A 7923-nucleotide genomic window follows, 5' to 3' on the forward strand; every position below is an offset into this window, starting at 1 on the left:
CCGATCTCAGAGTTTAAATGGTGTGGTTAACTGTACATCTGTAGATGGATCATATTCAGTCGCTTTAATTTTCTGAGCTTTCTTGCGGATTTTCCCAGTTTCCTGATCCTGTGCAAAAAAGTTAAAACTGTCCGATTTCAATTGGGTAAAAGCAATTTCATTGAGACCCACACTGCTCGGCATCAGCATCAGAGGTCCCGAAACACTACGACGGGTGCTTAGATTTTCTTCATCATACTTAATAAAATAGGATTGTCCCGCTTCTACCGTAAAGTCCAGATACTTAGGTTTTTGGAAATGCAAAGCACCTAAAGGACGGCTGGTACTCAAGCGATAAGTACCTGCAGGTAACTCAATCCAGTAATGATGATTATGCAATAAACTCGGAATACGATGCTGATTGATAAATAGGCTAGCAGCGACAATTTCCTGACGGTTCCATTTGGAATCCGGGCGGTATAAATAAACGATTGCAGCGTCCTCATGCTGAGGTTTAACTGCCTGAAAATGATTGCCCTGTTTCTGGTTGACCCAGCCACCAATCGTAAACATCCCCACCCGATGCTGTTCGACAAAGCCCGGTTTTTTTTCAAGATCAATATTTTTTAAAGTGCTGAGTGGCTGTGTAGGCTCAACTACGGCTTTTTTACCGTGACAACCCATCAGCGCCAAATTGCCGATGAGCACCATTGCGACTCCACGCATGCTTATCCCTCACTGCGTCTTTATTCTTGTATGCAAGTGCTTTGCGATATATTTTTATAGCTTTCGGCGTCCACGCCTAGATGTTGAGATTAGCATCTGCTTTTATCTTTTGGAAATAAAAAACGTGCGAAAACACGGGGTTTTCGCACGTTTCTGACGAATAGCAATCAAGCAGATTTGCTATTCACCACCTTTAAATCAACTTTCGACGCTGTTTCTGGCTCATCATGTGGTTGACGTTCAGCACGAAATTCTGGTGCAGCTTCACCATTAATGACGGCTTCATTCACCACCACAGTGCCTACATCGCTACGACTCGGCAAGTCATACATAGTTTCTAGCAATGAATTTTCCAGAATCGAACGCAGGCCACGCGCACCAGTATTACGTTCCAGTGCTTTTTTCGCAACGGCACGTAGTGCTGAATCTTCAAAGACCAAGTCCACATTTTCCATCTCAAACAAATGTTTATATTGACGGGTTAATGCATTCTTCGGCTCAGTCAGAATCTGCATTAAAGCTTCTTCATCCAGCTCATCCAGAGTCGCAATCACTGGTAAACGACCAATGAATTCTGGAATCAGACCAAATTTCACCAAGTCAGTCGCTTCGACCTGACGGAACAATTCAGACAGCTTTTTGCTTTCGTCTTTATTACGGACTTCTGCAGTAAAGCCAATACCACCTTTCTCCTGACGCTGCTGTACGATTTTCTCAAGACCTGAGAATGCACCGCCACAGATGAACAGGATATTCGAGGTATCAATCTGGATAAATTCCTGCTGTGGATGCTTACGGCCACCTTGTGGTGGAATTGAAGCAACCGTACCTTCGATCATTTTCAGCAAGGCTTGCTGTACGCCTTCACCTGATACATCACGAGTAATGGATGGGTTTTCAGATTTACGGGTAATCTTGTCGATTTCATCGATATAGATAATACCCTTTTGCGCTTTTTCGACATCGTAATCAGCTTTTTGCAAAAGCTTTTGTACAATGTTTTCAACATCTTCACCCACATAACCCGCTTCAGTTAGGGTTGTTGCATCTGCCATGGCAAATGGAACGTCCAGAAGACGGGCAAGGGTTTGTGCCAGCAAAGTTTTACCTGAACCCGTCGGACCGACTAGCAGGATATTACTTTTTGCAATTTCAACGGAATCATCTGCTTTCTTACCATTAGTCTGTACTTTCAGACGTTTGTAATGGTTGTATACGGCCACAGATAATGTCTTTTTCGCTACGTCCTGACCAATCACATATTGATCGAGCGCCGCACGGATTTCATGCGGTTTCGGTAAAGGACGGTTCGCCCAGTCATTGGTTTCGACCTGTTGACTGGTTTGAACCAAATCTAAGCATACGTCCACACATTCATTACAAATGTATGCGTCCTCGCCTGCAATCAGCTTTCCGACTTCAGACTGCGTTTTACCGCAAAATGAACAATGCTTTTGTCCTTGAGGATGTTCGGACATATTTACTCCAATATCTCAATCTCTAAAACTTATGGACGTTTCGTTAGAACTTCATCCACAAGACCGTATTCTTTCGCTTGCTGAGCAGTCATGAAGTTGTCACGGTCTGTATCACGTGCCACTTTTTCATAGTCCTGACCGCTATGTTCAGCCATTAAACGGTTTAAACGTTCTTTAATGAACAGAATTTCACGTGCGTGAATTTCAATATCTGATGCCTGGCCTTTGAAACCACCCAAAGGCTGGTGAATCATGACACGTGCATTTTCAAGGCAATAACGTTTGCCTTTAGTCCCTGCATTGAGCAGGAATGCGCCCATTGATGCTGCCTGACCCATACAGTAAGTCACAACATCCGGTTTAATAAACTGCATGGTATCGTAGATCGCCATGCCAGCAGTCACCGAACCACCCGGTGAGTTGATATATAGATGAATATCTTTATCTGGGTTCTCAGCTTCTAAAAACAACATTTGCGCAACGATCAGGTTGGCCATATTGTCTTCAACTTCACCTGTCAGAAAAATTACCCGCTCACGTAAAAGGCGTGAATAAATATCAAAAGAACGCTCACCACGAGAGGATTGTTCTACCACCATTGGCACTAAAGCGTTTTCAATCGTTGGAACATACATAGGTTTATTTATTCCTAAATTTTTGTGACTTAATCCATAATCACAATATGAGGGATAATCAATGAAATTGCAAAATAATCGCGAATAATTCCATCATATTTTTTGCATTAGTTTTGTGAAAATCAGATATGTCAAGAAATTACTAATATGAAAAAAGGCGCACAAAGCGCCTTTTTATGGAAAGCTTGAATTAGCCTTGTTGACGAGCTTGTTGCTCTTTCAATAAGTCTTCATAGCTTACAGTCGCATCAGTCACTTTAGCAGATGCTAGGATGTGATCAACAACTTGGTCTTCAAGTACAACTGCTTCGATTTGAGCACGTTGTTGCTTGTCATTTTTGAAGTATTCGATTACTTCGTTTGGATCTTCGTAAGAAGAAGCCATGTCTTCGATATAAGCTTCAACGCGCGCTTGATCTACTTCGATTTTCGCATCAGCAAGAATGCGGCTTACCAATACGCCAAGTTTAACTGATTTCTCAGCTTGTTCTTTAAACAGGTCATCAGGAAGCATGCTTGAATCAAATGCTTTCGCGCCTTGAGCACCGAACTGTTGAGTGAACTGCTGGATCATTTGTTGACGTTGACGGTCAATTTCTTGAGCAACCATTGCAGATGGGAGTTCAACTTCGTTTGCAGCTACAAGTGCATCGAAAGTTGCGCCTTTAACCTGGTTACGTAGGCCGTTTTTCACTTCACGTTCCATGTTTTTACGAACGTCAGCTTTCAGTTTTTCAACGCCATCTTCTTCAGAAATACCGAAGATTTTCAGGAATTCAGCATCAATTTCTGGAAGTTTTTGTTTTTCAACAAGTTTCACATTGATTTTGAATTGAGCTTGTTTGCCAGCAAGGTTTTCAGCTTGGTAATCTTCAGGGAAAGTAACATCGATCACTTTCTCTTCGCCTTTCTTCATACCGATGATGCCATCTTCGAAGCCAGGGATCATACGACCAGAACCTAAAACAAGTTTAAAGTCTTGCGCAGCGCCCCCTTCAAATTTTTCGCCATCAACAGTACCTTCGAAGTCGAAAGTTACTTGCATGTCTTTTTTAGCCATGCCTTTAGTTTCAGCCCAAGAAGCGCGTTGTTTTTGAAGATTTTCAATCATCTTCTCAACGTCTTTATCATTTACTTCAGACGCTTTACGTTCAACTTCCAGACCTTCGAATTTCACTTCAACTTCTGGATAAACTTCAACAGTCGCTTCATAAACTAAAGCATCATCTTTCATTTCAGTTTTTTCGATGTTTGGCATACCAACAGCGTTGATTTTTTCTTGTTGGATTGCTTCGAAAACTGTGTCGCGAATGATGTCGTTGACAACTTCTTGGTAGATACCAGCGCCGTATTCACGACGAACTACGTTTACAGGTACTTTACCTGGACGGAAGCCGTTGATCTTCGCAGTTTTAGCAGTGCGTTTTAAACGAGCTTCAAATTGCTCATTAATACGGCTCGTCGGTACAGAAACATTTAAACGACGGGCAACGCCCGAAACCGCTTCAGAAGTTACTTGCATGGCTTCCTCTATATATTTGGTAATAACAGGTTTATAAAAATGTGCCACATTATATGACAACATTTGCAGATATACAAAACACAATACTTGAATCGTCTTTATTGATGCTGTAATAATCAAATTTATTCAGTCAAATTCATTTTTCTTTGATTAAATATCCCTTCCCTCAAATAAGAGTAGATATATTGATTACTGAAACTAGACAGATCATCTCATTCATCGGCATTTATGGATTTTTATAGGACTTTTAGTAAACTTTTCTTTATCTTTTCTTCAAAATTTTTAAACTCTAATAATCTCAATAAAAGTAACGATAATAATCTATTAATCAGATCTATTTTAAATACATTAACTTAGAAACATTTTGATACACTATCACATTGATCAAACCAATTAATACAATCCTTAAAATCGTCATTTCCTATCGGCAAGTAATTCTTAATTTAAATAAGAATTATTATTATTCGCATACATAAATTTTAAGCTTTTTTTCGGGTTCCCACATGTCGTTTATCAAATCACGTAAAAAACTCGTTTCATCGGCGATTGCCTCTTCCCTCTCGATTGTAACTGTAAATGCTGTGGCTGATGAAAATGTGGTCAAGCTCGAAACTATTCATCAAGAAGTTAAAGCTGAACAGGCACCAAGTTTAAAAGTAGATAATTCCGCAAATAAGAAATTTGTTGCACCTTTACTGGATACACCTAAATCTGTATCAGTCATTTCTAAGCAACTGATTGAAGACACTCAAGTCACTACACTTTCTGATGCTTTACGTACTGTACCTGGTATTACTTTGGGTGCGGGTGAAGGTGGCAACCCGAATGGCGATCGTCCATTTATTCGTGGTTATAACTCTGAAAGCTCAATGTATGTAGATGGAGTTCGTAGCGCGACTTCACAAAACCGTGAAATGTTTGCGGTCGAACAGGTTGAAGTGACCAAAGGCTCTTCTTCTGCAATGGGCGGTGCCGGTACGACTGGCGGTAACATCAACATGATCTCTAAGGTTGCTAAAGCTGGTGATTCTTTAGAAGGTTCCATTGCACAAGGTACCGATAATTACCAGCGGATCACTTTAGATGGCAACAAAGATTTCGGTAATGGCATTGCAGCGCGTATTGCTGTGATGGGTCATCAAAATGAAAAAGCAGGTCAGAAAGACGGCGCTGAATATAAACGTGTAGGTATTGCACCAAGTATCAGTTTTGGCCTGGATACTCCTACTCGTGGGACTTTAAGCTATTACTACTTAAAATCTGATGATACGCCTGATGCTGGTGTTCCATATAATTATGACAAAGATAAAAAAGCGACTGTCGGTAAACCTATCGATGTTAAACAAGGCATCTACTATGGTTTATTAAATCGTGATTTCCAGAAACAAGAAAATCAGATTGGTACACTTAAATTAGAACATGATCTGACTGATGATTTGACTTTGAGTAATACTGCTATTTATAGCAAGTCAAAAAATGATTATCTATGGACGCAGCCTGATGACTCAAAAGGTAACGTACTCAATGATAAAGTATGGCGTCGTATTAACTCACGGATTACAGATACAGAAACCTTTAGCGATCAACTTTCTTTAGCAGGTAAGTTTAATACCGGTGCTCTAAAGCATAGCTTTAATACAGGTGTTGAATACTCTAAACAAGAATCTGATAAAGGTAACTATTCAACCACCTACCCTGGCTACCCTGATAGCACGACAGGTGGATTTAACAGTGATTGTGCAAATAATGATGCATGGTGTACTTCTTTAACCAATCCAAACTCACGTGATCAATGGTTAGGTGCTCGTACAGCCAACAGAGCTACCACGACCACTACCACAGAAACAGCTTCTATTTATTTACTGGATAACATTGAACTCAATCCGCAATGGTTATTGGACTTAGGATTGCGTTGGGATGACTTTGATACCAAGCAAAAAACCAATGCTTCAGGTGAAACCATTTCAAGTGACGCTGATTTCTTCACTTACCAGGCAGGTCTTACTTTTAAACCGCGTGAAAATGGATCTATTTACACAAGCTTCGCTACTTCAGCCAACCCTGTAGGTGTTGACTCAGGTGATGGTTCAGAAGGTATTGCAGAAAATTATAGCAATCTCGATCCTGAAGAAAGCCGCACATTTGAAATTGGTACGAAATGGGATCTATTTAATGACAAATTGAATTTGACTGCTGCAATTTTCCGTACTGAAAAACAGAATGCTCGAGTTCAGTTAACACCGACTACTTATGCTAACGTTGGTGAAAGTAAGGTAGATGGCTTTGAGCTTGGTTTAAACGGTAATCTTACTGATAAATGGGCAGTCTCTGCGGGCTATACATACCTAGACAGTGAAGCTGTTGATAATGGAAAAAAATGTAGCGGTCGACCAACTGTATGTACAAATGAAGATAGTCCATATAATGGAAATAAAATGCCTAACGTTGCGAAAAACTCAGCCACACTTTGGACGACTTATGATCTAACCCCTGCGTTAACAATCGGTGCTGGTGCAGTTGCGATGGACAAAGTGTATGGTGACCTAGCGAATACTAAATATGTTCCAGGTTATGTACGCTATGATGCCATGGCACGTTATAACGTAAATCAAAATGTTGACCTGCAGTTAAATGTAAATAACTTATCTGATGAACGTTATTTCACTAAAGCTTATGCATCTCACTATGCAACTGAAGCAGAAGGCCGTAACGCAGTTCTTTCTCTGAACTTTAAATACTAAGTTTTAGCTTCTTCCCTCATCAAAAAATAGCCTCATTTGTGAGGCTATTTTTATTTTCTGAAAGATATAAAACTTTAAATCTAGATTTAGTTGTATTTATAAACCTTTTGATAAAAAGCTTTAAATAGAAAATAATTACATTTTTTTAATCTTAGGTAAAAAACTGAAAAATAAGTTTATTTTGAAATTTTTCTTAATAGAAATCCCAGATTAAAGTTTAAATATTAAACAGTAATTTCATCCATAAATTCATAAGAATGACTTAATTAAATATTGTTAATGATAATTATTATCACTAAAATTCGCAAAATTGTTAAAGGCCATAACAATAACTCCATAATTGCTGCTATTTGATGAACTCGAGCATATCAAGGTGGTAAGGGAAATATTATTCAATTCAGGAATTCTGTCACATGGCGCATATCAAAAGCCGGAAACATTATTACAAGACTTCATTGGTCGCACTTGCTGCAACTTTGCCACTGATCACTCATGCAGACAACATCACCAATGAAGGCGTTATTCAGCTTCCAGAAATTACAGTTAAGAATAAAACTGCAAATGAATATAAAGTGGATCAATTAAGTTCTGCTAAATCTAACCAAACTTTAGTAGATACGCCTCAAACTGTTTCGATTATCAACAAAAACTTATTAAAAGAACAAGGTGCAACCACCCTGGTCGAAGCCTTACGTAATACGCCAGGAATTACCCTGCAACTCGGCGAAAATGGGAATACCAGTGCTGGCGATGCCTTCCAGATGCGCGGCTTTTCAACTCAAAGCTCTACCTATCTGGATGGTATTCGTGACCTCGGCGCTGTGAGTCGAGGTCACGAATAC

6 protein-coding genes are annotated in these 7923 nt (G+C 39.7%); 2 read left to right on the forward strand and 4 right to left on the reverse strand.

Annotation, left to right across the window (positions count from 1 at the left end; genetic code table 11):
* Positions 1 to 6 precede the first annotated feature (6 nt).
* The 4 genes from B4J23_RS09990 to tig all read right to left on the reverse strand — a co-directional run bounded on the left by B4J23_RS09990 (position 7) and on the right by tig (position 4340).
* Positions 7 to 705 carry a DUF2846 domain-containing protein gene (locus tag B4J23_RS09990; RefSeq protein WP_291360373.1) on the reverse strand — a complete coding sequence of 233 codons (699 nt, stop codon included), beginning with the start codon at positions 703 to 705 and terminating at the stop codon, positions 7 to 9.
* Positions 706 to 872: 167 nt separating this feature from the next.
* Positions 873 to 2183, reverse strand: coding sequence for an ATP-dependent protease ATP-binding subunit ClpX (clpX, locus tag B4J23_RS09995; RefSeq protein ID WP_291360375.1), 1311 nt, complete (start codon positions 2181 to 2183; stop codon positions 873 to 875).
* 29 nt (positions 2184 to 2212) lie between these two features.
* Entirely contained in the window at positions 2213 to 2818 is a 606-nt protein-coding gene (gene clpP, locus B4J23_RS10000) for an ATP-dependent Clp endopeptidase proteolytic subunit ClpP (protein ID WP_004781985.1), read from the reverse strand.
* Between the two features lie 190 nt (positions 2819 to 3008).
* Positions 3009 to 4340 (reverse strand): trigger factor, encoded by a 1332-nt coding sequence (gene tig / locus B4J23_RS10005; protein WP_005232218.1) that lies wholly within the window; start codon positions 4338 to 4340, stop codon positions 3009 to 3011.
* A 503-nt stretch (positions 4341 to 4843) separates the two neighbouring features.
* Here tig and B4J23_RS10010 point away from each other — a divergent pair.
* The gene (locus B4J23_RS10010; protein ID WP_291360378.1) at positions 4844 to 7081 is read left to right on the forward strand and encodes a TonB-dependent receptor; all 2238 of its coding nucleotides are present in this window, start codon (positions 4844 to 4846) and stop codon (positions 7079 to 7081) included.
* A gap of 413 nt (positions 7082 to 7494) precedes the next feature.
* Positions 7495 to 7923: TonB-dependent receptor plug domain-containing protein (locus B4J23_RS10015; protein ID WP_291360380.1), on the forward strand; the 429-nt coding region annotated here is incomplete at its 3' end.

Origin of the sequence: Acinetobacter sp. UBA3025 (genome assembly GCF_002367915.1) — a bacterium.
GTDB lineage: Bacteria > Pseudomonadota > Gammaproteobacteria > Pseudomonadales > Moraxellaceae > Acinetobacter.

What these genes read in the sequence shown, in the direction of transcription:
- B4J23_RS09990 (WP_291360373.1), bottom strand. Translation starts at nt 705, where the DNA reads ATGCGTGGAGTCGCAATGGTGCTCATCGGCAATTTGGCGCTGATGGGT.
- clpX (WP_291360375.1), bottom strand. Translation starts at nt 2,183, where the DNA reads ATGTCCGAACATCCTCAAGGACAAAAGCATTGTTCATTTTGCGGTAAA.
- tig (WP_005232218.1), bottom strand. Translation starts at nt 4,340, where the DNA reads ATGCAAGTAACTTCTGAAGCGGTTTCGGGCGTTGCCCGTCGTTTAAAT.
- B4J23_RS10010 (WP_291360378.1), top strand. Translation starts at nt 4,844, where the DNA reads ATGTCGTTTATCAAATCACGTAAAAAACTCGTTTCATCGGCGATTGCC.
- clpP (WP_004781985.1), bottom strand. Translation starts at nt 2,818, where the DNA reads ATGTATGTTCCAACGATTGAAAACGCTTTAGTGCCAATGGTGGTAGAA.